This window comes from Pseudomonas sp. SW-3, assembly GCF_016615645.1.
Taxonomy (GTDB): Bacteria; Pseudomonadota; Gammaproteobacteria; order Pseudomonadales; family Pseudomonadaceae; genus Aquipseudomonas; species Aquipseudomonas mandelii.
Map to the genome: position 1 here is coordinate 2,222,501 of NZ_CP067098.1, position 25,710 is coordinate 2,248,210.

The 25,710-nt window shown below is 59.9% G+C and carries 13 protein-coding genes and 1 pseudogene; 7 read left to right on the forward strand and 7 right to left on the reverse strand.

The annotated features are described in order from the left end of the window. The first annotated feature begins 9 nt into the window (after nt 1-9). Nucleotides 10-633, forward strand: a complete 624-nt coding sequence (locus JIO00_RS09920) for a glutathione S-transferase (RefSeq protein WP_010458616.1) — start codon at nt 10-12, stop codon at nt 631-633. Nucleotides 634-763: 130 nt separating this feature from the next. On the opposite strand, the gene JIO00_RS09925 is transcribed toward JIO00_RS09920, so the two are convergent. Continuing rightward, nucleotides 764-1,204, reverse strand: a complete 441-nt coding sequence (locus tag JIO00_RS09925; protein ID WP_007944798.1) for a CBS domain-containing protein — start codon at nt 1,202-1,204, stop codon at nt 764-766. Nucleotides 1,205-1,537: 333 nt separating this feature from the next. Between JIO00_RS09925 and JIO00_RS09930 the strand changes: the two genes are divergently transcribed. Beyond that, nucleotides 1,538-3,898, forward strand: coding sequence for a DNA polymerase II (locus JIO00_RS09930; RefSeq protein ID WP_200668090.1), 2,361 nt, complete (start codon nt 1,538-1,540; stop codon nt 3,896-3,898). Here the strand turns inward: JIO00_RS09930 and JIO00_RS09935 are convergent. The 3 genes from JIO00_RS09935 to JIO00_RS09945 all read right to left on the reverse strand — a co-directional run bounded on the left by JIO00_RS09935 (nt 3,863) and on the right by JIO00_RS09945 (nt 6,446). Next, on the reverse strand, nt 3,863-4,333 hold the full coding sequence (locus JIO00_RS09935; RefSeq protein WP_010458619.1) for a DUF1810 domain-containing protein: 471 nt from the start codon (nt 4,331-4,333) through the stop codon (nt 3,863-3,865). The genes JIO00_RS09930 and JIO00_RS09935 overlap by 36 nt on opposite strands. Before the next feature lie 30 nt (nt 4,334-4,363). Further along, a complete protein-coding gene (locus tag JIO00_RS09940; RefSeq protein WP_169857395.1) occupies nt 4,364-5,185 on the reverse strand; it encodes an aldo/keto reductase in 822 nt (273 codons plus the stop codon). A 112-nt stretch (nt 5,186-5,297) separates the two neighbouring features. Beyond that, nucleotides 5,298-6,446, reverse strand: a complete 1,149-nt coding sequence (locus JIO00_RS09945; protein WP_200668092.1) for an aldose epimerase family protein — start codon at nt 6,444-6,446, stop codon at nt 5,298-5,300. Between the two features lie 250 nt (nt 6,447-6,696). On the opposite strand from JIO00_RS09945, the gene JIO00_RS09950 reads away from it, so the two are divergent. Both JIO00_RS09950 and JIO00_RS09955 read left to right on the forward strand, forming a co-directional pair. Further along, on the forward strand, nt 6,697-7,446 hold the full coding sequence (locus JIO00_RS09950) for a hypothetical protein (RefSeq protein WP_083377214.1): 750 nt from the start codon (nt 6,697-6,699) through the stop codon (nt 7,444-7,446). 256 nt (nt 7,447-7,702) lie between these two features. Then, complete coding sequence (locus tag JIO00_RS09955; protein WP_200668094.1) at nt 7,703-8,488, forward strand: sulfite exporter TauE/SafE family protein; 786 nt, start codon at nt 7,703-7,705, stop codon at nt 8,486-8,488. A gap of 181 nt (nt 8,489-8,669) precedes the next feature. Here the strand turns inward: JIO00_RS09955 and JIO00_RS09960 are convergent, their stop codons facing one another. Genes JIO00_RS09960 through JIO00_RS09970 form a run of 3 tightly spaced genes read right to left on the reverse strand, consistent with a single transcriptional unit; the run spans nt 8,670 to nt 13,083 of the window. After that, the gene (locus JIO00_RS09960; RefSeq protein WP_077750012.1) at nt 8,670-9,998 is read right to left on the reverse strand and encodes a TolC family outer membrane protein; all 1,329 of its coding nucleotides are present in this window, start codon (nt 9,996-9,998) and stop codon (nt 8,670-8,672) included. A 1-nt stretch (nt 9,999) separates the two neighbouring features. Then, entirely contained in the window at nt 10,000-11,340 is a 1,341-nt protein-coding gene (locus tag JIO00_RS09965) for an HlyD family type I secretion periplasmic adaptor subunit (RefSeq protein ID WP_077750010.1), read from the reverse strand. Between the two features lie 6 nt (nt 11,341-11,346). Continuing rightward, a complete protein-coding gene (locus JIO00_RS09970; RefSeq protein ID WP_010458626.1) occupies nt 11,347-13,083 on the reverse strand; it encodes a type I secretion system permease/ATPase in 1,737 nt (578 codons plus the stop codon). 693 nt (nt 13,084-13,776) lie between these two features. Between JIO00_RS09970 and JIO00_RS09975 the strand changes: the two genes are divergently transcribed. The 3 genes and pseudogenes from JIO00_RS09975 to JIO00_RS29765 all read left to right on the forward strand — a co-directional run. Beyond that, nucleotides 13,777-24,762, forward strand: a complete 10,986-nt coding sequence (locus tag JIO00_RS09975; protein WP_200668096.1) for a peroxidase family protein — start codon at nt 13,777-13,779, stop codon at nt 24,760-24,762. A gap of 214 nt (nt 24,763-24,976) precedes the next feature. Beyond that, the gene (locus JIO00_RS09980) at nt 24,977-25,381 is read left to right on the forward strand and encodes a hypothetical protein (RefSeq protein WP_158080554.1); all 405 of its coding nucleotides are present in this window, start codon (nt 24,977-24,979) and stop codon (nt 25,379-25,381) included. Nucleotides 25,382-25,467: 86 nt separating this feature from the next. Continuing rightward, a pseudogene (locus tag JIO00_RS29765) lies at nt 25,468-25,627 on the forward strand (two-component sensor histidine kinase); the annotation flags it as partial. Nucleotides 25,628-25,710: the final 83 nt, after the last annotated feature.

Sequence of the window (25,710 nt, forward strand, 5' to 3'; positions counted from 1 at the left end):
GGGGTGCTTATGTACCAGCTCTACGGACACCAGAATTCCGGCGCCGCCGCGATAGAGGCCGCCCTCGAACTCTGTGAAATCCCTTATCGTTTTATCGACGTCGAGTCGTCTGCGGAGGCTGCCAAAGCCCTGGAGAAACTCAACCCGCTCAAGCAGATTCCCACCTTGCAATTGCCCGACGGCAGCGTCCTCACCGAAAGCGCGGCGATCCTGATTCATCTGGGGCTCGCGTTTCCCGAGTCAAACCTGCTGTCGAACACGCCCGCCGAGCGTGATCAAGCGATCCGGGGCCTGGTGTACATCGTCAGCAATTGCTATGCGGCCATCGGCATCATCGATTACCCCGAGCGCTGGCTGATCGAGCCGAATCAATCGGCCATGGAAAACCTCATGGCCGGCGCCCGTCGACGGTTGCACTGGAGTTGGGAGGTGTTTGCCGATCAGTTCTCGGGCGAGTTGTACCTGGACGACGAGACGCCTGGGGCACTGGATGTGCTGGCGGCGGTGGTGACGCGATGGGCGGGCAGTCGTGAGCATCTGCGCAATGCCCGACCCGGTTTTTATGCGTGGCTGACGCGAATCGACCGCCACCCGACGCTGGCACCGGTTTTCGCCCGGCATTGGCCAACCTGAAAAATCACGTAAATCAAATGTAGGAGCGAGCCTGCTCGCGATGGCGGTGGATCAGTCAATACAAGTGTCGACTGACACACCGCCTTCGCGAGCAGGCTCGCTCCCACAGGGAAACTGCGTAATTTCAGAGTCACTCGCCGCGAATGTACTGCTCCAACTGGCGAATCAATTCAGCCTGTTCGGCGATGGCTTCCTTGACCAGGTCACCGATCGACAGCAAGCCGATCAACTTGCCGTTTTCCACCACAGGCAGGTGGCGCAGGCGTCTGTCGGACATGATGCCCAGGCAGGTATCAACGGTTTGATGGGTGTCCACGGTGATCACCGGCGACACCATGATGTCGCGAACCGGCGTGCCCACCGAAGAACGGCCATGCAGCACCAGTTTGCGCGCGTAGTCCCGCTCGCTGATGATCCCCAGCACTTCGTCATTCTCCACCACCAACAAGGCGCCGACGTTTTTTTCGGCCATCTTCATCAGGGCTTCGAGCACCATGTGATCGGGTTTGATCTGGTGCACTTCCTGATTTTTCTGATCTTTCAACTTGAGCAGTTGGGCGACGGTTTTCATGATGGCTTCTCAGGTGTTGTCGTTGTTATTGAAGAATCGTAGACCCAGGCGCCGAGGGCAAGGCGGAAAGCGGCAGATAACGCGCAAAAAACGTCATTCGACGGATTTTTTTCGGTTAACCGGAAGTTTTTCGCTGATCCATGGGCTGATCTCAGCCCCCTGTGGGAGTGAGCTTGCTCGCGATAGCGCAGGGTCAGCCAATACAAGCGGCGACGGATGCACCGCCATCGCAAGCAGGCCCGCTCCCAAAGGGGGTGCATTCAGCTCAGAGAGGGCTATCCCCCGCGATGACGCGTAGAATTGCCGCTTGAATCAAATCTTGAGGTTGCAGTGGTGGATTTACAGCAGGGCTTCGTCCTGACCCGGCATTGGCGCGACACCCCGGCCGGTACGCAAGTCGAGTTCTGGCTGGCGACCGACGCCGGTCCCCAACGTATCCGTCTGCCACATCAACCGTCGGTGGCATTTATCCCGGCGGCCCGGCGCGAGCAAGCCGAGGCTGTTTTGCGCGGCGAAAAAAATGTCGAGCTCAAGCCATTGGCCCTTCAGGATTTCGAGCACCGCCCGGTGCTCGGCCTGTATTGCCAGCAACATGGTCAGTTGATGCGCCTGGAAACCGCGCTGCGCAAAGCCGGCGTCGAGATGTTCGAAGCTGACGTGCGCCCGCCGGAACGCTACATGATGGAGCGTTTCATCACCGCGCCGGTCCTTTTTGGTGGCACGCCAGGGTCCGAAGGCCTGCTGCTCGACGCGCAGATGAAACCCGCTCCCGACTACCGGCCCAACCTCAGGCTGGTGTCCCTGGACATCGAAACCACGGCTCAGGGCGAGTTGTATTCCATTGCCCTGGAAGGCTGCGGCGAGCGCCAGGTCTACATGCTTGGTCCGCCCAATGGCGATGACAGCGCGGTGGATTTCCAACTCGACTACTGCGACTCCCGAACCGTCCTGCTGAAAAAGCTCAACGAATGGTTCGCCCGCCATGACCCCGACGCGATCATTGGCTGGAACGTCGTGCAGTTCGACCTGCGCGTGCTGCACCAGCACGCCCGTCAGTTGGGTGTACCGCTGAAACTGGGGCGTGGCGGCGAAGAAATGCAATGGCGCGAGCACGGCAGCCGCAACCATTACTTCGCTTCGGCCGCCGGCCGGTTGATCATCGACGGCATCGAGTCCCTGCGCTCGGCGACCTGGAGCTTCCCCTCGTTCAGCCTGGAAAACGTCGCGCAAACCCTGCTCGGCGAGGGCAAGGCGATCAGCACGCCGTACCAGCGCATGGACGAAATCAACCGCATGTTCGCCGAGGACAAGCCGGCACTCGCCACGTACAACCTCAAGGACTGCGAGCTGGTGACGCGGATTTTCGCCAAGACCCAACTGCTGACCTTCCTCCTGGAACGGGCCAGCGTCACCGGTTTGCCGGCGGACCGCAGTGGCGGCTCGGTGGCGGCGTTCACCCACCTGTACATGCCGCTGATGCACCGACAGGGTTTCGTGGCGCCGAATCTGGGCAACAAGCCCGCGCAGGCCAGCCCCGGCGGTTTTGTCATGGATTCGCAGCCGGGCTTGTACGAGTCGGTGCTGGTACTCGACTACAAAAGCCTCTATCCGTCGATTATCCGCACTTTCCTGATTGATCCGGTCGGGCTGATCGAAGGCTTGCAGCATCCCGAAGACAGCGAGTCTGTGCCGGGTTTTCGCGGTGCGCGTTTTTCCAGGACCCGGCATTGCCTGCCGGCGATCGTCGCGCGGGTAGCCGAAGGCCGCGAGACCGCCAAGCGCGAGCACAACGCGCCGTTGTCGCAAGCGCTGAAGATCATCATGAACGCCTTCTATGGAGTGCTCGGTTCCAGCGGCTGTCGCTTCTTCGATACGCGTCTGGCGTCGTCCATCACCTTGCGCGGCCACGAGATCATGCTGCGCACCCGGCAGCTGATCGAAGCCCAGGGGCACACGGTGATTTACGGCGACACCGACTCGACGTTCGTCTGGCTGCGTCGCGCTCACGGTCAGGACGAGGCCGCGCAGATCGGCCGCGCGCTGGTGGACCACGTCAACCAGTGGTGGCGCGAGCATGTGCAACAGGAATACGGGCTGGAAAGCGCTCTGGAATTGCAGTTCGAGACCCACTACAAACGCTTTCTGATGCCGACGATTCGCGGCGCCGAGGAGGGCAGCAAGAAGCGTTACGCCGGGCTGGTCACCCGCGCCGATGGCACTGACGAAATGGTCTACAAGGGCCTGGAAACCGTGCGCACCGACTGGTCGCCGCTGGCCCGGCAATTCCAGCAGGAACTGTACTCACGGATTTTCCATCGTCAGCCGTATCAGGATTACGTGCGCGACTACGTGCGCAAGACCCTGGCCGGCGAGTTCGACGACCGCCTGATCTACCGCAAGCGCCTGCGCCGTACTCTGGATGACTATGAACGCAACGTGCCGCCCCACGTCCGTGCGGCGCGGATCGCCGATGACTACAACGACCAGCAGGGCCGCCCCCGGCAATACCAGAACGGCGGCTGGATCAGCTACGTGATCAGCGTCGCCGGGCCCGAACCGCTGGAGATTCGCAGCGCGCCCATCGACTACGACCATTACGTCACCCGGCAATTGCAACCGGTGGCGGATGCGATTCTGCCCTTCGTGGACGACGACTTTTCAACCTTGATTGGTGGGCAACTGGGCTTGTTTTGAGTCCAGCAGCTGCAGCGTCCAGTCATCCCGTATGCCGTGAAAGTATTGATCCAGTGCCTTATGGAACACGCTGCCCTTGGGGGCGATTTGGGCGAACAGGGTCATCGACGAGTGAAACTTGAGGTTGTCGGGATGTCCGAAAATCTCGGCGATCGAGCGTTGTTTGATGTCCAGGACCAATTGAGTGCAGGTTCGCAGTCGAGCGCCCAGCGTTGGATGCTCAAGATAGGCCACGGCTTCCTCGCGGGAGCGGATCGCGTAATGTCGAGACATCTGGCTACCGCCCAATCCGGCGAACTGCGGAAAAACGAACCACATCCAGTGCCGGCGCTTGCGGCCGGCTTTCAACTCTTCCCGGACCCACTCGAACACGGGGTCTTGTGCTTGCACAAAGCGTGGCAAATTGAAGTCGTCGAGCTGATCAGTGCTTCTCATGCAGAAGCCCTCTGACAGTACCGCGATGGCTTAGACCATGGCCAACCGGTGCTTGCGTTGTGGCGCGTGAAACGCGTGGTCCAGCGCCTTCAAGTCCTCGTCGTCGAGCCGCAGTTGTGCGGCCTGCGCATTCAGTTGCACATGTTCAGGAGCGACCGCTTTGGGGATGGCGATCACGCTTGTCTGTCGCAGAATCCATGCCAGTGCTATCTGAGCCGGCGTCGCGGCGTGACGGGCGGCAATCTGCCTGAGCGCCGGATGGGTCAGCATCGTTCCTCCCTGACCGATGGGACAGTATGCCATCAACGGCTGCTGATGCTGTTGACACCAGGGCAGAAGATCAAATTCGATGCCGCGCTCTTCCAGGTTGTACAGCACCTGGTTGGTAGCGCAGGCCGGTGAGTTCAATTCCTCCAGGTCGTCAACGTCGAAATTGGACACGCCCCAACGGCCGATTTTGCCGTCTTCTCGCAGGCGTTCGAAGGCTGCGACGGTTTCCTCGAGCGGATACTGGCCGCGCCAATGCAGCAGGTATAAATCGATGTAATCGGTGTTCAAGCGCCGCAGGCTGCGTTCGCAGGCCTGGGGGATGCCTTTGCGGCTGGCGTTGTGCGGGTAGACCTTGCTGACCAGGAAGACCTTGTCGCGCAGGCCTGTTATGGCTTCACCCACCACTTCCTCCGCGCCGCCTTCGGCATACATCTCGGCGGTGTCAATCAGGGTCATGCCCAGCTCGATGCCCAGGCGCAGCGCGGCGACTTCCTTGTTGTGTTGCGAGGGATCTTCGCCCATGCGCCAGGTGCCTTGACCGATGACCGGTACGTCGACGCCGGCCAGTTCGAGGGTCCGCATGAAAACCTCCTTTTTCGAATCGATAGATACTCTCCAGTTGGCAGCAGAATACCCCGGTGGTTCCGTGGACGTGTAGCAGCTGCTCGGCAGCTGCTTGATTGTGGGGGGATGTTTAGTGGGCCGAAAACTTCAGCACAGTGCTCTGGGTATAGGTCTTGCCCGGGTCAAGTCGGGTGGACGGGAAGTTCGGCTGGTTCGGTGAGTCCGGGTAGTGCTGGGTCTCGAGGGTAAACGCGCCCCAATGCGGATAAACCTTGCCGCCCTTGCCCTTGACCGTGCCATCGAGGAAGTTGCTGGTGTAGAACTGCACGCCGGGTTCAGTGGTGTAGAGCTGCAAGCGGCGCCCGGAGAGTGGGTCGCTGACATCGGCCGCCAGCTTGCCCACATCACCCTTGGCGTCCAGGGCCCAGTTGAAGTCAAATCCGCCCTGTTTCGGCTCGGCGAATTTCAGTTGCGGGTGATCGGCCTTGATGTTTTTGCCGATGGCGGTGGGTTGTGTGAAGTCCATCGGCGTACCCGCGACCGGGGCCAGTTCGCCGGTCGGAATCAGTTTGGCGGTGACCGGCGTGTAATGGGTCGAATGCAGGGTGACGAGCTGTTTCAGAACATCCCCGTTGCCCGCGCCGGCGAGGTTGAAATAGCTGTGATTGGTCAGGTTCAGTACGGTCGGTTTATCAGTGCTGGCCTTGTAGTCGATGCGCAGTTCATTGTTCTCGGTGAGGCTGTAAGTGACCTCGGTCTTGAGGTTGCCGGGGAAGCCCATTTCGCCGTCCGCCGACAGATAGGTCAGGGTAACACCCACCGAATCCTTGCCTTTGCTCGGCTGAGCTTTCCATATGCGCTTGTCAAACCCCTGCGGGCCGCCGTGCAGCGAGTTGGAGCCGTCGTTGAGCGGCACCTGATAGCGTTTGCCGTCCAGTTCGAACGCGCCGTTGGCCAGGCGATTGCCGAAACGCCCGATGGTCGCGCCAAAGTACGCGGTGCCGCTCTGATAGCCCTGAACGTCGTCAAAACCCAGCACCACGTCGTCGAGCTTGCCGTTTTTGTCCGGCACCTTCAGCGACTGCAAAATGCCGCCGTAGGTAATGATGGTGGCTTGCAGGCCATGGCTGTTGCGCAAGACGTATTGCTCGACGGGTGTGCCGTCGTTGGTCTTGCCGAAGGCTTTGTGTTCGCTGGACAGGCCAGCCGCTTGAGTGGGGAGGGTGGCGATCATCAGGGACAGTCCGAGGCCGGAGAGCAGGTGTCGGGAGTGCAGCATGGTTGACCTTCCTTTTTGTTGTTTTTGGAATGTAGTCATACTAATGATCGATTTCGATCGTCGATCAAGGAAGGATTTATAGCTGATATGTGAAGTGTTGCAATTAAAAGTATGACTAATGTGTCGGTGTTCGTTATGGAGGCCAGGGTTTACGGACCATCGGCACTGCACTTTTTCAGCTTTGGCGGCTCTATCCTTGGCCAGCCTGCGGCGATCCCCTCCGTCGGCCAATGCCCAAGTTCAAGCACCCATGGCTCGAGTTTTACCCTTCTTCGCTTCACTTCTACGGCGCCGATGCCTGCTGCTGGCCAGCCTGTCGATGCTCTTCGCCAGCGGATGCAGCCAGCAACAGGGTAGCGACATCGTCAACCAGTTCCGCGAAGGCACGCCCCAGGAATTCCTCCAGACCAGCGTCGACCGCATGGCGACCCTGGCGATGCGCGACAACCTCGACAGCCTCTACTTGCTGATGAGCAAGCTCTACCTGCGTAACCCGGACGAGTTGAAAAAATCCGGCTTCCTCGACGCCCGCACCGCCGGTAAACAAGTGCGCCTGGCCATCGAACAACAGCAGCCGCTGCCGACCCTCGGTGGCAAGAAGGACCTCGCGGCGCTGAGCTACGCCATGAGCCCTGAGTTTCTCGGCGACCGGGTCGGCGCCTTCATCTACGCCATCGGCAGCATGCTGGTCACCGCTCACGGCAACCGTCTCGAGTTCTATATGACCGATGCTATCAACCCGACCTTCGTCAATAACGCCGCCCGCAACATCGAGAAAGCCACCTGGATCCTGAGCCAGCGGCAAAACAAAAACGGCGAGCCCTTGCTGTTCTCCAACGAAATTTCGGAGGAGGGCAGCAACCTGAGTTTTGCCGTGGAGTTCGGCAAAATCGTCGCGCGGCTGGATCTGCTGACGCAGATGCTGGACGAGCGTTATCGGCGGATCGGCCTGAACTACGCGCAGAGCTTGCTGTTTTTGAATTTCCTGCCCGTGCAGTAAATCAACCCCACCGCACTCACTGACACAGCAGATCCCTCTGTAGGAGCGAGCCTGCTCGCGATAGCGTTGGCACATTCAATATCACGTCACTGAAACATCGCCATCGCGAGCAGGCTCGCTCCTACAGGGGGGGTTGAGTAAATAGGAAAAGTAGTAAGTTGTGGAATAACGATAGTTCGCATCGATATAACTGGTTATAAGAAAAATCGCTATGCTGCGGTCCAGTTTTTCCATGCGTTTTATTGCGGGCGTGTTAATGGATTTCGTTAACTTCGGGTTGGTGGTGGCAGGGTTGGTCGTCGGCTTTATCGTCGGCATGACCGGGGTAGGCGGTGGGTCTTTGATGACCCCGATTCTGCTGTGGTTCGGTATCAATCCGGCCACGGCGGTGGGCACCGACTTGCTGTACGCGGCCATTACCAAATCCAGCGGTGTGCTGGTTCATCGCAAGAACAACAATATCGACTGGGCGATCACCGGTTGGCTGACCCTCGGCAGCGTGCCGGCAGTAGCGCTGACGTTGTGGTTTCTGAGCAGTTTGCAGACTTCTCCCGACGCGATGAATTCCGTTATCAAACAGGCCCTCGGCTTCGTTCTGTTTGCCACGGCCCTGGCGATTTTCTTCAAAAAACGCTTGCTCGACTTCGCCCACAAACGGGCTGGCGGCCATTACAACCCCAGCGGTTCGCGCCTGAATGTGTTGACGGTCATCACCGGTCTGGTCTTGGGCACCATGGTCGCACTGACCTCGATCGGTGCCGGCGCCCTCGGCACCGTAGCGCTGTTCATCCTCTATCCGTTGCTGCCGACACGCCGCCTAGTCGGCACGGAAATCGCCCACGCCGTGCCATTGACCCTGGTCGCCGGCCTGGGCCATGCCAGCATGGGCAACATGGATTGGCAGGTGCTGGGTTACTTGCTGGTGGGTTCGCTGCCGGGGATTTACCTGGGCAGCCACTTGACCGGTCGTATCTCCGACGAAGTGCTACGTCCTTGCCTGGCCACGATGCTGGTGTTGATCGGCTATAAACTGGCGTTTTAGCGTGTACCCCAGATAAAAATGTAAATTGTCTAGTCTTGAAGCAGGGCTACGCCTGTTTCACCCGAACGCCCGATGCACCGCATCGGGCGTTTTGTATTTTAAGGACAGGTGTGGGCACTCTTGGTTGTCGATAAAGATCGCTGCCGCACCCTCTGCTCAAAAAGTGCTGCGCAGGTGAACGTCAGTTGGTGACCAACAGTTCCGGGCCGAGGTAGTCGTTGATGTGGTCAATATCGTCGTCGCCCAGACTGCCCACCGAAGAGGCCAGGCGCAGGCGCGACATCAAGTAGCGCAGCTTGGCCTCGAACAAATCGTGGCGCGCATCGAAGAGCAGCTCTTCGGCATTGAGAACGTCCGAGTTGGTGCTGGTGCCGCCTTCTTTGAAGCCTTTGCGTGTCGAAGTCAGTGAGCGTTCGTTGGACTCCACTGCTCTCTCCAGCGCGCGAATACGTTGGGCGCCGCTCTCTACGCCGCGATACTCACGGGTGGTACCGGAGATGACTTCCTGGCGCGTAGCGTCGAGTTCGTCCAGGGCCTTATAGCTATTGGCGCTCGCCTGGCGCGTCAACGCGCTAGTGCCACCACCGTTGTACAACGGGAAGTTTGCCTCCAGCCCGATTGAGGCGTAGCGGTTGCGTTGATTCAGCTCGGAGATTGATTGGCTATCGCCCGCGGTGTAGCCGGCAACGAAATCAAGTGTCGGCCAGTGACCAGCCCTGGCGCGCTTCACTTCTTCTTCAGCGAGGTCGCTGCTATGACGGCGCGCATGGATCAGCGGGCTGTCAGTCTGAGCCTTGATTAACCAGTCCTGCAGGTTGCTCGGTAGCAGCGGTGGCGTATTGAAGGTCGGACGCAAGGTGGTCAGGGATTCGGGGGATTCTCCGATGTATTCCTCAAGCTTGCGGCGCGCGTTGACCAGGTTGTCCTGCGCTTCGATCAGCTCAACCGCGGCGAGGTCGCGGCGAGCGATCGACTCGTCGATGTCGGTGACGGTACCGGCCCCCAACTCCATGCGTCGTTTAGCCGAAGCGAGTTGCTCGTCAAAGGCGCTTAACTTGGCTTTGGCAAGGATGATGGTTTCGCTGGCCAGGAGCACGTCGAAATAGCTTTCGGCCAGGCGCACTGCGGCGTCCTGACTCTTGGCATCGAATACCGCGACGCTGTAGTCGGCACGCTGTTTACCCTGGCGGAACTCGGCCATTTTCTGTTTGTTGAACAGCGGCTGGCGCAAGCGCACGTTAGCGCCCTTGGAGTCGTAGTCGAGATCCCTTTCGATGCCGCTCTGGCGCTGGGTGCCATTGACCTTGTTGTCGTAGGCCGAGGCACTGATCTGCGGTAGCAGGCCGGCCTGGCCAATGGCGCGGTTTTCCAGGCCGGCCTCTTTTTCATGTACGGCGGCGCGATAGACGGGGCCTTGGTACTGCAACAGATCCCAGGCTTGCTTGAGGTCCATGGCGCCAACCGGGAAGGACAGCGCAAGCAGGCAAAAGATCAGGCAATGACGGTCCATTTCATTGTTCCTTGAACGAGCTGTCGACACGCTCGAGCATTGGTTTGAGAAGATAGCTCATCAAGTTGCGCTCGCCGGTCTTGATGGTGACGCTGGCGGGCATACCGGGACGAATGTGATTGCTGCCAAGCTGGCTCATGCCATCGGGAGTGACTTCTACCTGTGCCAGATAGAACGGTTGCTTGCTTTCCTCGTCGAGCAGGCGGTCGGCGGAGACTGTCTTCACACGGCCAGGGATGTTGGGCGTCTGGGCATGGTTGAAGGCCGGAAACGCAATGTCCACGGCCAGGCCGGGGACCATCTTGTCGATCGCCTGTACCGGAATCATCGCGTCAACCTGCAGCGGTTCATTGTCCGGAACGATTTCCATGATTTTGAAGCCGGGCTGAATGATCCCGCCGATGGTCGCAATGCTCAGTGAATGGACGATGCCATCGATCGGCGAGCGAATCACCGTGTGGGTCACTTCATAGTCCAGCGCACGCAAGCGGTCGGCCAGGGTGGTATTTTCCTTGGCGGTGTCGGTGAGCTGCGATTCGACTTCCTTCTGGTAATCGTGCTGGCGCTGAAGGATGCGCAGCTTGATTTCGGTGGTCTGGCTGCGTATGCGGGCGATGTTGTTGAGGTTTTCGGCCTGGCCGGCGGAGAGGTCGGAATTGCTGCGTTCCAGCTCAAGCAGGCGGTTGCGTGGCACATAGCCTTCGGCCGCCAGCACGCGGGTACCTTTTAGTTCCTGGTTGAGGAAGTCGATCTGCGAGGCGCGGGCGCCATAGACCTGCTGCAGGCCCTTGAGCTGCACCGCCGACGCCGCGAGGTTTTCCTGAAGGATGCTGATTTCGCCAGCGAGGCCGGCGCGTCGGGTGTCCAGCAGGCGTTGTTGCAGATTCATGGCGGCCACCAGGCGGTGGTCATTCCCGAAGCGCTTGAGCAGTTCAGGGTCGTAGTTCACCACGTCGCGGCCGTCGCGTTCCGCTTCCAGACGGTTTTCCACCGTCTTGCTGACGATGTACTGGGCGCTGACCGCACCCTGTTCGGAGGCGGCGCGCAGCGAGTCGAGGCGGACCAGCTCCTGGCCTTTTTTCACTGCATCACCTTCGCGAACAAGAATGGCCTCCACAGTGCCGCCGGTCAGATGCTGCACGGCTTTACGATTGCTGGTGACTTTGACCGTGCCAGTCGCGACCACGCCGGCATCCAGTGGCGCCAGCCAGGACCACAGGAGGAAGCCACCGAAGCCGGCGAGCATCAGCAACATGCCCCAGCGCACGGGTTTACCGACGTCCAGATCCACCACGTTCCTGGGATCGGCGAGAATCATCTCGGTGTGTTGGCTCATTTGCATGATCGGTCACTCCCGTGATTTGACGGAGGCCAGCGGAGTCGATGCGCCTGCAGGCATCACACTGGCCTTGCGCAGCGCTGCAAATACTTCGTCGCGAGTACCGAGCATCTGCACACCGCCGTCGCGCAGCATCAGCACCTTATCGACGGCGCAGAGCACATTGGGACGGTGGGAAATCAGAATGACGGTGGCGCCGCGGTTTTTCAGTTGAGCCAGCGCCTCGACCAAGCCCTTTTCACCGACGTCGTCGAGGTTGGCGTTCGGCTCGTCCAGCACAATCAGATTGGGTTCTCCATACAGCGCGCGAGCCAAGGCGATGCGTTGCTTCTGGCCTCCGGACAGCGGGCTGCCATCGGTGCCCAGACGGGTCTCATAACCCTGCGCCAAACGCAGGATCATCTCGTGCACTCCAGTCGTCCTGGCGGCGCGTATGACCGCATCGCTGTCCACTTCGCCAAAGCGCGCAATGTTGTCGGCGATGGTGCCCTCGAACAGCTCCACGTCCTGTGGCAGGTAACCGAGCCAGGGGCCAAGTTCGCCCTTGTTCCAGGTGAATATGTCCGCGCCGTCCAGGCGCACCTTGCCGGCCTGCGCCGGCCAAACGCCAACCAACAGACGAGCGAGGGTGGATTTGCCCGAGGCGGATGGACCGATAATGCCAAGGCTTTCGCCGGGGGAAAGGTTGAAGCTCACTCCGCGCAGAATCGTGTTGCTGGTGCCGGGCGCACCGGCATACACATTCTCCACCGCCAGCATGCCCAGCGGCCGCTGCAGCGACATGCTCGGTGGCCGGCGAGGATAGTCGTTCAGCATCTCGTTCAACCGGGCCCAGGCCGAACGGCAGCCAAGCAATTGCTTCCACGACGCGATGACTTGTTCAACCGGGGCCAGCGCGCGGCCGGTGAGGATCGAGCAAGCAATCATCATCCCCGGGGTGATCTTGCCTTCGATCGCCAGCAACGCGCCGGCGCCGAGGATCAGCGATTGCAAAGTGATGCGCACGAAGCGCCCGGTACTGCTGATCAGGGCAGCACGGTCGGAAGCCAGGGTCTGCATTTCCAGAATGTGCAAATGGCTTTGGTACCAGCGCTTGCCGATCGAAGGCAGCATGCCCATGGCCTCGATAACCTCGGCGTTGCGCAGGTTGTTGTTGGCGTAGCTGGCGGAGGTGAGGGCAGCCTGATTGGCTTCGGCCAGTGGCTTTTGCGTTGCCTTCTCGGTGAGATAAGCCAGGCCCACCAGAATCAGCGAGCCGATCAGCGTGACCAGTCCGAGCAGCGGGTGGATCAAATAGGCGACCAGCAGGTAGATGGGGGTCCAAGGCGCATCAAAGAATGCGAACAGACCATTGCCGGTGAGAAATTGACGCACCTGTGCGAGATCTTGCAGGGCCTGGGCCGGATTGCCTCCGGCGCGACTCAGGTTGCGCTCGAATGCTGCGGTGAAAATGCGTCGATTGAGGTCCATGTCGAGGCAGTTGCCGACTCGGATCAGCACGCGGGTGCGGAACATTTCCAGCGTGGCCATTAGCAAGAACAGGCCTATCACCAGGAAGGTCAGCATCGTCAATGTTGTGACGTTACGACTGACCAAGGCCCGATCGTAGACCTGCAGCATATAAATAGCTGGCGTCAACATCATGACGTTGATGACGCCGCTGAATCCGGCCAACGAGTAAAAACTGCGGCGAAGTCGAAAGAGCGCGTCGGCCAGTTCGGATCGGGTACTTGAGAGCTTGTGCATTTGATAGACCCTCACCGAAAAGCCGGGTGTGCTTGCGGCAAAAAGCAGCAAGGAAAATGTGTGAAAAACCATAGATGTAGTTGCGAATGCTTCTCGCGGACACAAGCCATAGCGTTCCTGGAAAAGTTCCGTAAATTTTTATGTTCACATGCAGCAGCGTAGGTGGCGTTTGTCTCTCTAGCGATACAGTTTGAAATAACATTTCGCTCTAGTAGTTCGTATGAATATTTATATGTCGTTTAATAACAGTAAGTTGGCATGCCCAATGACGATGATATTTTTTTACGTCGTAATATTGACAGCGCATTGCTATAGAACTTTAGTCATGTTCAAGGGCGCCCGTCTGAATCTTGCCATCGCTTCGAAAGTGCAGGGCACGGTGGTCCTGAAGGAGCACGGCATGTCGATCATTTTGTTCTGTTGCACCGTGACGGAGCTGTTCAGGAAGTTCGCTTCGACTTCCCGATTCCATGGCCCACCAGTGGCTCGGAATCGCTCTGCCTAAACGCTCAGCGAGCAATTTCATCCAGCGAATTCCAGGCGCGCATTCACCGGCGCAGGGGACGGCTTTGCCTGCCCCACGCCTGCTCTCGCCAAACACTGAACCAACGAACTGCGCAAGCCAGCACGTGACTTGGCGCGGGAGGATTTATTCGTCCCGAGCCTTTCCCATATAGATCGAGGGCAATCGAAATGGCCAATTTCAACAAGTCGGACCTGGAGTTCATTCTCAAGCAAATCTTCATCGCAGAAGCGCATGCCGACGGCGCCAGCCTCAGTGATTTGCTACCCAACAGTCAGGTGCCATACGGCCTGCGAACCGTCGATGGCAGCTACAACAACCTGGTCGCCGGACAAAGCGAATTTGGCGCTGCGGACAATTCCTTCCTGCGCCTGCTTGACGCTTCGTATCGTGCGTCGTACGCCGGGACAGGGACGGTGGTCGATCCGCAGCCACGGATTATCAGTAACCTGATCAACGACCAGACCGCCAACAACCCGGCCGCTGTCGCTGCGAACGGTGGTGCTGACCCAGTGATCAGCCCCGGTCTGGATGGCGTGTTCGGCACGGCCGACGACAAGGAAGTATTCTTCATCCCCAACGAGTCGCCGGACGCCGGCCTGACCGCCGGCTTCAACTCGTGGATGACCTTCTTCGGCCAGTTCTTCGACCACGGCCTTGATCTGCTCAGCAAGAGCAGTACCGACGTTGTGTTTATTCCGCTGCAGCCGGACGATCCGTTGTTTGTGCCGGGCAGCCCGACCAACTTCATGGTGCTGCCACGTGCAGTGCGTACGGCCGGCGCGGACGGAATTGTCGGCACTTCCGATGATGGTCAGCCCAACACCACCTCACCGTTCGTAGACCAGAGCCAAACATACAGCTCGCACCCGTCGCACCAGGTGTTCCTGCGTGAGTACGTCCTCAACGCGGCCGGTGACCCTATTGCAACGGGGCGCTTGATTACCAACCGCGATCTCGGCGCTGATGGCAAATTCGGCACGGCCGATGATGGCGACGGCGAAAGCGGCGGCATGGCGACCTGGGCAGTGGTAAAAGCCCAGGCCCGTGACATTCTCGGCATCAACCTGACCGACCTCGATGTGCACAACGTGCCGTTGCTCGCGACTGATGCCTATGGCAGCTTCATCCGGGGGCCGAACGGTATGCCGCAGGTGGTGATGCGCACCAGTAACGGTACCGACGGTATTGCCGGGACGGCTGATGACGTCACGCAACTGGTCGAAGGCAACCGGGATGCGCCGATCAGTCTGGCCAACGCCGTAAGCACCGGACATGGTTTCCTCGACGACATCGCCCACAATGCCGCGCCGGTCGCCGTCGGTGGGGTTCTGCAAGCGGATGCCGACGCCGATGTCGGCAATGCGCAGCCCGTGGGTGCGGGCGGCAACAACCTGACCTATGACAACGAACTGCTCGACGCCCACTACATTGCCGGCGACGGCCGGGCGAACGAAAACATTGGCCTGACCGCCGTGCACCATGTGTTCCACTCCGAGCACAACCGCCTGGTCCAGCAATCCAAGCAAACCATCCTGGCCGCCGGCGATCTGGCGTTTCTCAATGAGTGGCTGGTGGACGACGTCGCCGCAATGCCTACGACACTCGCCGAAATATCAGCCTTGGTGTGGGACGGCGAACGCCTGTTCCAGGCCGCCAAGTTCGGCACCGAGATGCAGTACCAGCACCTCGTCTTCGAAGAGTTCGCGCGGACCATTCAGCCGCAGGTTGACGCATTCCTTGCCCCCAACGGGTATGACACCTCGATCAACCCGGCCATCCTCGCCGAGTTCGCCCATGTGGTGTATCGCTTCGGTCACTCGATGTTGACCGAGACCGTCGATCGTTTCGACCCCGAGTTCAATCCGCTGCTCACTGACCCGAACAACCCGGACTCGCAAATGGGTCTGATCGCGGCCTTCCTCAATCCGCTGGCGTTCGCCGGCAGTGGCGCTACTGCAGACGAAGCGGCAGGGGCGATCATTCGCGGTGTGACCCGTCAGGTCGGCAACGAGATCGACGAGTTCGTCACCGAAGCGTTGCGCAACAATCTGCTCGGTCTGCCCCTCGATTTGCCGGCCTTGAATCTGGCGCGTGGTCGCGACACGGGTATCCCGACCTTGAATGAGGCGCGGCGTGAGTTCTACTCATCAACCGGCGACAGCCAACTCAAGCCGTACATCAGTTGGGCAGACTTCGCGGACAACCTCAAACACCCCGAGTCGTTGGTCAACTTCATCGCAGCCTATGGCACGCATGAAACGATTACGGCGGCGACCACGCTGGCAGACAAACGCGCTGCAGCCCTGGCGCTGGTATTCGGTGGTGATGATGCGCCGGCTGACCGCCTGGACTTCCTCAACAGTACCGGTGCCTATGGCAACGTAACGCTGGCCGGCAAGGATGGGCTGCTGGGTACTGCCGACGATGTGGCGGGTGTAACGATCACGGGCGTCGACGATATCGACTTCTGGGTCGGTGGCCTCGCCGAGCAGAAGATGCCGTTCGGCGGTATGCTCGGTTCGTCGTTCAACTTCGTGTTTGAGACCCAGATGGAGGCGTTGCAGGACGGCGACCGCTTCTACTATCTGTCACGTACCGCGGGCCTGAACTTCGGCACCGAGTTGGAAAACAACTCCTTTGCCAAGCTGATCATGCTCAACACCGATGTCACACACCTGTCGAACACCGTGTTCCTGACGCCTACTTACACCCTGGAAGTGAATCAGGCCAATCAGTTCACTGGCCTTGGCGCGGGCAGCGCCGATCCAACTGGCGGCCTCATGATCAACGGTGTGGAAATCGTGCCGCTGGTGATCCGCGATAACCCCGACACCGTGGGGGCGGACAGTAATTATCTGCAATATACCGGCGAAGACCATGTCGTCCTGGGTGGCACCGCTGGCAATGACATCATCGTCTCCGGTGAGGGCGATGACACCCTTTACGGCGACGGTGGCAACGACCGCCTCGAAGGCGGCGCCGGCAACGATGCGGTACTGGGCGGCGCGGGCGATGACATCATCACCGACTCGTTCGGTGACAACCGTCTGGAAGGTAATGCCGGTAACGATGTGATCGTCGCCGGTAGCATGCTGGTTGGCGGCAACCTGATCCTGGGGGGCGATGGCCAGGACTTCATCATCACCACCGAAGACATCAGCACCACCTTCGGCGGTCAGGGTGACGATTTCATCCTCGGGGCCAAGACCAACCTGCCAGCTACGGGCAACGAAGGTGATGACTGGATCGAGAGCGGTACCCAGGACGGTGCGCCAGGCGATAACGCCTCGCCGTTGCTCAATGACGACGTGATCGGCAACGATATCTTTGTCGGTGGTGGTGGCTTCGACGAAATGATCGGCGAGGGTGGCGATGACATCTTCGTCGGCAGCGATGCCCAGGACAATATGGACGGCATGTCCGGTTTCGACTGGGTGACCTACAAAAATGACAGGGTCGGTGTGACCGTTGACCTGACCATGGCCACGCTGGCGCAACCACACGGCAACGCGCCAAACCAGAACAACGGGCCGTTCAATCCGGTCGGTGCCTCGCCGACCTCGATCCTCGACCGTTTTGCCGAGGTCGAAGGCTTGTCCGGTTCGCAATTTGGCGATGTGCTCAAGGGCGATAATGTTGATGCGGTCACGATTGCCGACCACGGCGGGACCACGGGCAGTGCGCTGACCAATGTGGCGTTGATTCGCGGACTGGAGCAATTCCTGGCCGATGCCGGCTTGCCGACCACTGGTTTTGCCACGGGCAATATCATCCTCGGTGGCAATGGCAGTGACCTGATCGAGGGGCGTGGTGGCGATGACCTGATCGATGGCGATAAATGGATCAACGTCAGAATTGCGGTGTATGGCCCCAACGACGTCAACCATACCGGCCCTGAAATCGCCACCTTCGACAGCATGGTCGACATGATTCCGTTCATGATCGACGGCACCTATAACCCAGGTCAGCTCAAGGCCGTGCGGGAAATCCTGCCCGGCACTTCGACAGGCGGGGCGGCTTTCGACACTGCCGTTTTCTCCGGCCTTCAGTCTGAGTATGTGGTGACGCGTGACACCCGAGGCACGGCCAATGTGGCGGACGATGTCTGGACAGTGACCGATACCGAAGCGGGTCGCGACGGCACCGATACCTTGCTGCATATCGAACGCCTGCAGTTCGCCGATACCCAGCAAGTGCTGGTGCCGGATCTGAACGCACAACCGTTGGGCAGACCGACCGTCGCGGATGGAAACGGCGGCGCGATCACAGTGGGCGACACATTGACGGTGAGCATGGCCGGAGTGCGCGATTCCGACAACATCACGGTGGGTAACCCGCAGGGTTTCGTCAACAATGCCTCGGTGTCCTACTATTGGCAGTTCGAAGCCGACCCCGGCACCGGCGTGTTCGAAGACATCATCCAGCTGCCAGCGGGTGACCTGGCGTTCCAAAGTGCCGACGGCACCACGTTCAAGGTCTCGCCGGATCTTGCCGGGCTGGCACTGCGGGTCAAAGCGATCTACCAGGATGGTCACGGCACGACTGAAGTGGTGTTCTCGCAACCGACTGATGTGGTGGCTCCCGGCGAGCCGGTTGTGCCGACGGCGCAGACACCGGTAGTCAATGCCACTGCGGGGGGCGAGGGCCTTAACATGGTCCGCTCCGACCTCAACTTCATCCTTGATCAGATCAAGATTGCCGAGGCTGATGCGGCCGGTCAGGACATCCTCTCGCTGATCCCGAATATCCGCGCGCCGTTGGGCCTGCGTGCGGTCGACGGCTCGAACAACAACCTGATGAACCTCAACGGCATCAACAACACCGAGTTTGGTGCCGCGGATAACACCTTCCCGCGCTTGACCGATCCGGTCTTCAATCCGGCGGAAGGTGCTCCTGCCGGCTTCTTCGGCCCCGGCTCGCCGGCCATTCCGGGATCGTCGTATCAGCAGAACAGCGGCTTTGTGTTTGACTCGCAGCCGCGCACGATCAGTAATCTGATCGTCGACCAGACGTCGAACAACCCGGCGGCCTATGCCACTGCTTACGACCCGGGTGCGGACGGTGTGCTCAACTTCGGCGCAGAGGGGAACGACGACGTGCTCAAGGATGGCACTCGAATAGTCGCCAGCCCCGGCATGGATGGTCAGTTCGGTACTGCCGACGACCATGATGTGTACCTGTTCGAGAACACCGCGTCGGACGCAGGGTTGTCCGCGCCGTTCAACGCCTGGATGACCTTCTTCGGGCAGTTCTTCGATCACGGTCTGGACCTGGTGACCAAAGGCGGTTCGGGCACGATCTTCATCCCGCTGCAACCGGATGATCCGCTGTATGTGCCCGGTGGCAACACCAACTTCATGGTGCTGACCCGCGCGACCAACCTGCCCGGGGCGGATGGCGTTCTCGGCACGGCCGACGACATCCATGAGCACACCAACACCACGTCGCCATTCGTGGATCAAAACCAGACCTACAGCTCGCACCCATCACACCAGGTTTTCCTGCGCGGTTATGAGCTGACCGACAACGGCCCCATCGCGACCGGCAGATTGATCACTAACCGTGACCTGGGGGCGGATGGCAAGTTTGGTACCGCAGACGACACCGAAATCGGTGGTATGGCGACCTGGAAAGTGGTCAAGGCGCAGGCCAACGACATTCTGGGTATTCGCCTTACCGACGCCGACGTCGACAACTCCCCGCTGTTGGCGACCGACGCTTATGGCAATTTCATCAAGGGGCCGAACGGCTTCCCGATGGTCGTGATGAAGGGCGCTGACGGTCTTGGTGGCACGGCTGATGACGTCCTTGTCGAAGGCAATCCGCTTGACCCCATTAGCCTGACCAACGCTGTGCGTACCGGTCACCAGTTCCTCGCCGACATTGCCCACAATGCAGCGCCGGTGTTCAGCGGTGGCGTGCTCGTGCCTGACGCGGATTCGGATACTGGCAACGCAGTGCCGTTCAATCCGCAGACCGGGGCCAACCTGGCCTACGACAACGAGTTGCTCGATGCGCATTACATCGCTGGCGACGGCCGGGTCAACGAGAACATCGGCCTGACCGCGGTGCATGCGATCTTCCACTCCGAGCACAATCGGCTGGTCGCGCAGACCAAGGACACCGTGCTTGATTCGGGTGACGTAGCCTTCCTCAACGAGTGGCTGCTCACTCCTGTGGGCGCTTTGCCCGCCAACCAGGCTGAGATCGATGCGCTTGTGTGGAATGGCGAGCGCTTGTTCCAGGCTGCCAAGTTCGGCACCGAGATGCAGTATCAGCACCTGGTGTTCGAGGAGTTTGCGCGGACCATCCAGCCCAACGTTGACCTGTTCTTTGCACCGACCCAGGTCTATGACGTTGACCTCGATGCCTCGATCGTCGCCGAGTTCGCCCATACCGTGTACCGGTTTGGCCACTCGATGCTGACCGAGACCGTCGATCGCTTCGACGTCGACTTCAACGTGATCGGCGATCCGAACAGCGCTGATCCTGATCAGCAACTCGGTCTGATCGCGGCGTTCCTCAACCCGTTGGCGTATGCCGCCAGTGGCGTGACGCCCGAAGATGCGACCAGTGCGATCGTGCGTGGGATGACTCGGCAAGCCGGTAACGAAATCGACGAGTTCGTCACCGAGGCGCTGCGCAACAACCTGCTCGGCCTGCCGCTCGACCTGCCGGCGATCAACATTGCCCGTGGCCGCGACGTGGGGATTCCTTCGCTCAATGCGGTCCGCCGCGACATCTACAGCCAAACCGGTGATACCCAACTCAAGCCTTACATCAGCTGGGTCGACCTGGTGCAGCACCTCAAGCATCCAGAGTCGTTGATCAACTTCATCGCGGCCTATGGCACGCATAGCACGATCACGGAGGCGACCACACTGGAAGCCAAACGCGCTGCAGCCATGGCGCTGGTATTTGGTGGTGATGATGCGCCGGCTGACCGCTTGGACTTCCTCAACGGAACCGGTACCTGGGCCAACGTCACGCTGGCCGGCAAAGATGGGGTGATGGGGACTGCCGACGATCTGAAGGGAGTGACGATCACGGGCGTAGATGCCATCGATCTCTGGATCGGCGGCCTGGCCGAAGAGAAAACCCCGTTCGGCGGCATGCTCGGCTCGACCTTCAACTTCGTGTTCGAGAACCAGCTGGAAAAACTGCAGGACGGTGACCGCTTCTACTATCTGGAGCGTACGGCTGGCCTGTCGATGAATGCCGAACTGGAAAGCAATTCGTTCGCCAAGCTGATCATGGCCAACACCTCGGCTACGCACTTGCCGGGCCTGGTGTTCTCGGACCCTGGTTTCTATCTGGAAAGGGACCAGAGCAAGCAGTACAACGATGGCCTGGGCAACGCTGATCCGCTTGGCGAGAACGGCGAGCAGGTGGTGTTCCGCGACAACCCGCTGACCGCAGGACCGGACACCAACTACATCAAGTACACGGGTGATCAGCACATCGTGCTGGGCGGCACCAACAATGCCGACATCCTCATCGCCAGTGAAGGCGATGACACGGTCTGGGGTGACGGCGGCAACGATGTCATCGAAGGCGGTGACGGCAACGACCAACTGCGCGGTGGCGCCGGCGACGACATCATCACTGACCGCGGCGGCGACGATAACATCCAGGGGGGCGACGGCAACGACGTGCTGCACGGTGGCAATGGCGTCAACCTGATCATCGGCGGGTTCGGCAATGACTTCATCGTGACCGGAGAGGACGCCTCCGAGGCTATTGGTGGCCACGGCAACGACTTCATTCTGGGCAGCAAAGCCAACGAACAGGACATGGGTAACGAAGGCGACGACTGGATCGAGAAGGGCACGTCGGACGGTGCACCTGGCGACAACTTCGACCCGCTCGGCAACGACCCGATAATCGGCCACGATGTGTTCATCGGCGCTAGCGAAAACGACAAGTTCAACGGCGAGGGCGGCGACGACATCATGGTCGGCAGTCTCGGCCTGGGTGACCGCTATATCGGTGGCTCCGGCTATGACTGGGCAACCTTCAAGGGGCTCGCCCAGGGCGTGACCATCGACTTCACCGATCGCTTTTTCGATGTTCCGCCGGTGCCGGGTTCGGGGGCTTCGGCGCTGGTGCGGTTCGACATCATGGAAGGTTTGTCGGGTTCATCACACGGGGACTACCTGCGCGGTGATAACGAAGATGCCACAACACTGCCCGGCGCCGGAGCAACTGGCAGTGTGCTGACCAACATCAACCTGATCGACGGCCTGGTTGATCTTCTGCCCGCCGGAGCAACGTTCTTCGACGGCGGCAACATCATCCTCGGCGGCAGCGGCAGCGACCTGATCGAAGGTCGCGGTGGTGACGACATCATCGATGGTGACAAGTGGCTGAACGTGCGTATAAGCGTGCGGGAAAATGTCGATGGTACTGGCGAGGAAATCGCCACGTTCGACAGCATGGAGCCGCTGGTGCCGTTTATGTTGAACGGTACTTACAACCCGGGCCAGTTGGTCATCGTGCGGGAGATTCTGACCGGCAATGACAGCTACGACACTGCATTGTTCTCCGGTAATTTGGGGGAATACGGCATCGAGATCGATGGCGACACTGTCATCGTGACCGACTCGGTGGCGGGGCGTGATGGCGTCGATCGCCTGACAGGCATCGAGCGTCTGCAGTTCGCTGACGTGGCGCAATCGTCCGGAGTGGGCACCGCTCAAAACAACGACCCATCGGGTCATCTGGCAATCCTCGATGCTGCAACCGGTGTGCGTGACGAAACGCCTGTCGCCGGCCAGTTGCTGCGAGTCAGTGATCGGGCGGTACACGACGCGGACAACCAAAGCGGGACCAACCCGACCGGTGCGGTGACTGGCGGGGTGGCTTACTACTGGCAGGTCGAAACCATTGCCGGCACGGGCGTTTATGATGACATCACCTCCCTCGCTGCGGGCGAGGCAACGCGGGCGATCGGCACCACCTACCGGGTGACGGACGATGTGGCAGGTCTGAACATCCGCGTCCGGGCGGTGTACCAGGATGCGAAGGGCACGCTGGAGATCGTCGATTCGTCCGGGAACAGCACACCGACCGAAGGGCCGACCGTTACCGGGCTTGCCGTGCAGAACCAGCTGTTGACCGCTGACCCGTCGAGCATCATCGACCTCGATGGCCTGAGCAATCCGCAGTTCACCTATCAGTGGCAGGCGAACGACGGGCTTGGCTTCGTCAACATCGCCGGCGCTACCGGTAGCACGTTCGCGCTTGGCCAGGCTCAGGTCGATCAGGAAGTGCGCGTGGTCATCGGTTACGTAGATGCTTTCGGTGTGGCCGAAAGCGTTTCGTCCAACATCCTGGGGCCGGTGGAAAACGTCAACGATGCACCGACTGCAGGGCCAACCTTAACCGGGCTTGCCGTGCAGAACCAGGTGTTGACCGCTGACCCGGCGAGCATCATCGACGTCGATGGCTTGAGCAATCCGCAGTTCACCTACCAATGGCAGGCGAACAACGGGTCTGGCTTCGTCGACATCAACGGCGCTACCGGTAGCACGTTCGCGCTTGGCCAGGCTCAGGTCGGACAGGCAGTGCGCGTGGTCATCGGTTACGTGGATGACTTCGGTGCGGCCGAAAGCGTTTCATCCAACACCCTGGGGCCGGTGGCCAACGCCAATGATGCACCGACAGGCGCATTGCTGATCAGCGATACGACACCGAATCAAGGGCAGGTGCTAACCGCGCTGACGGGCGAGATTGTCGATGCGGATGGGCTGGGCACCTTCAGCTTCCAGTGGCAGCAAGGTGTCGGTGTGTCCTTCACTGACATCAACGGTGCGACTGCTGCGACCTTCACCCCGGGTGCGGCGCAAGGCAATCTGCAACTGCGAGTGATCGTGCGCTACACCGATGGCTTCGGCACGCTGGAGTCGGTGACCTCTGCGGCGACGGCGGCAGTAACTGTACTGAGTGGCGTGGTCCTGCAGGGCAATGCGTTTGCGAACACCCTCACCGGCACTGCGGGTAACGATGTGCTGATTGGCCTGGGCGGGAGCGATACGCTGAATGGCCTGGCCGGTATCGACCAGTTGTTTGGCGGCACGGGCAACGACATCCTCAACGGCGGAGACGACAACGACGTCCTCAATGGCGAGGACGGCACCGACACCCTCAACGGTGGGCTCGGCGCGGATACCATGAACGGCGGTGCCGGCAACGACACGTTTGTGGTCGACAACGTCGGTGACCTTGTCACCGAGGCGCTGGGTGGTGGTACCGATCTGGTGCGAACCAGTCTGACGAGCTACCAGCTCGGTGCCAACGTCGAGAACCTGACCTATACGGGAACCGCAAACTTCACCGGTACCGGTAACGCGCTAGCCAACATCATCACCGGCGGGGTGGGTAGTGACCTCCTCAATGGCGGTGCAGGTGCTGACCGGTTGGTGGGGGGCGCCGGCAACGATACCTATGTCGTCGACGCAGCCTTGGACGTGGTGGTCGAGGTGTTAGGTGGCGGTACGGACACCGTGCAGACCTCGCTGGCCAGCTACACGCTGGGCGCTAATGTCGAGAATCTGACCTACACCGGAGTCGGCAACTTCGTCGGCAATGGCAACGGGTTGAACAACGTCATCACCGCCGGAGCGGGTAATGACACCCTCAATGGTAACGACGGCAACGACCAACTGTTCGGTGGCATTGGCACCGATACCCTGAACGGCGGCAATGGCGATGACAGCCTCGACGGCGGTGATGGGGCGGATGTCTTGAATGGTGGATCAGGCAACGACACGCTGCTCGGTGGTGACGCTAACGACATATTGTTGGGTGGAACCGGCATTGACTTTATCGATGGCGGAATTGGCAACGATACGGTCACTGGCGGTGCCGGTAACGACATGATGGTTGCCAGCAGTGGCAACGATATCTTCATGTTCGCAGCGGGCTTCGGGGCCGATCAGATCATCGGCTTCGATGCCGACGCGGTGGGAGGCCAGGACCGGCTCGATATTTCCGCGTTCGGCGTCACTGCTGCGACCTTTGCCGGCATCGTTATCATCACCGATATCGGTGCGGATACCTTGATCAGCTCCGCAGGGCCTGAATCCATCCGCCTGGTCGGTGTGGCCGATGCAACAACCGTCACTGCCGCAGACTTCATTCTGGCCACTTGAGGTTCTGATCAACAATGTCGCAGGGAGCGTGGACATCGGAGGGGAGGGCAATGGATGCCCTCCGTTTTTTAAAACTCTGGCCGTTTGTTCGGCCGAAAATGCGTGAACCACTCTGGCACGCCGGTATGTCGGTTCGTGGGAAACGCTCGATCAACATTTGACCAGGGAATGGAAATAGGGGAGCCCGACCTTGAACATTTCAACGACCTGCGCCATGAGCAGCCTGTTGGTTTCGCTCACCGCTTCTGCTACCGGGATCATTCCGGTCTTCGAGCTGGACTTCACCCGATCCGCAACAGAAACGCTGCAAAAAATGGGCATCAACGACGCTTGTATTATCGCCGCTTCACATCCCGCTGAATTTACCTACTGCCGAGAAGGATCTTCAACGCTCTGGAAGTATCAGGCGTTGGATCTAGAGCAACAGGCGGCGATCCAAATTGGCCAAACGCGGTCTTCGATGGATCATCAGCGAATTACTGTCGCGCAATTCAATAGCACTGCCTGCGAAGAAGATCACCTTGAGCCAGTGGTAAACCCGGCGATTGGTCTTGGATTTGTCCTCGGCTTGTTCACCCTGTTTCTGTTGATCGGTTTTCGACGCGCCCGCCACCTGTAATCCAAACGTGATGAATGCTTCCCACGGACTCTTGCCTGCTGAACAAGCTGATAAGACGCCGGGCTGTTCCTGTCGCAAAAATCCTGGAGCAACGCAGCCTGGCGTTCCGGCCTTTTTTCACCACCAGGCAAGGTGGCCTGGTGCAGGTCAAGCGGATGATGGAGCGGTGCGGCGGGGTGTTCAGTCGGGAAAGTCGCGAGGGCGACGGCACGGTGTGTCCGCCTGTTGTTCAAGCGAATTCCCTGAATATGGGGAGGAACTTTACCCAGTAGCGGGTGCCATGCCCCAGTCGCTTTTTGGGCATGGCAAATTGATGTTGATAAGCCATT